1 protein-coding gene is annotated in these 1000 nt (G+C 56.9%); it reads right to left on the minus strand.

All coding sequences use genetic code 11. The features are described 5' to 3' along the window. Positions 1-28: 28 nt before the first annotated feature. The gene (locus EA462_RS17120; protein WP_124179800.1) at positions 29-913 is read right to left on the minus strand and encodes an IS1595 family transposase; all 885 of its coding nucleotides are present in this window, start codon (positions 911-913) and stop codon (positions 29-31) included. Between the last annotated feature and the right edge of the window lie 87 nt (positions 914-1000).

Genomic DNA, 1000 nt, shown 5'->3' on the forward strand with positions numbered 1-1000 from the left:
TCGCTCTTGTGAAGCACGTTGTTGATTTTCAGAGCGCAGCATCGATAGCATGTTTGAGAGCTTCATCGCCTGGTTTTCTATAGAGTTCACGTCGAAGCTGAAACGCTCTGAGATACGGTGTTAGCTTGTCTTTCGAGACTCCTCGATGTGGCGAGAGCCACGGTCGCACCAGCGACCCGTGGCTCTCGCAGGTATTGACGTGCACATCTCCATCAGCGTATTCACCATCGCCATGGACGACGTATTCGCGGGCGAATGCGTCGTCCTTCTCAAGCGGGTCGTACGCGCGAAATCCGTCGGTATACACTGTCAGTGGCTCCTCTTCGTGGTCCGCAAGTAGGAGCCGAACCGTCGATTCGTCGGCGGATTTCGCTGGCACGACGTATCGCTGGTCGTTGCCACGATCAACAAGCGTGAATACCGGTGGTTTGTCTCCCTCGTACGAGCCACGACCGCGCGTGGACAGGCCACGGGAGCGCGACTTCTGGTCGCGCTCGCGGCCTTTCAGCCCCGCTGAGACGTATACTTCGTCGATCTCGACCGGGCCAGATAGCGTGAGCGAAGGCGCGTCGAGCGCTCTGGCAAAGCGCTCGACGCGCTGTCTTACCGTTCTGTACGAGAGATCGAGTTCAGCTTCGATCTGCCGAATGCTCGTGTTGAAGCGTAAGAACACGTAAATCGTGAAGTACCACTCTTTGAGTGTGAGCTTCGAATGAGCGAAAATTGTGTCGGTCTTGTCGTTGAATGTGCGACCACAATTCTTACACAGATACCGCTGATACACCCGGTAGCTGCCGTTTCTGACCGTCAGGTCAGAACGGCAGCGGGGGCATTCGACACCGTTACGCCAGCGGACCTGTTGGAGCAGGTCTGCGGCAGCCGATTCCGACACGAATCGGTTCACAGGGAACATATCGGGCACCGCTCGCGCGGTGCCCTTGCCCTCTTCGACTTTGAGCCGCTGCTCTCGCCATCAACAATCTACTTCGCAAGAGCGTAT

It is taken from the genome of Natrarchaeobius halalkaliphilus (assembly GCF_003841485.1).
Taxonomy (GTDB): Archaea; Halobacteriota; Halobacteria; order Halobacteriales; family Natrialbaceae; genus Natrarchaeobius; species Natrarchaeobius halalkaliphilus.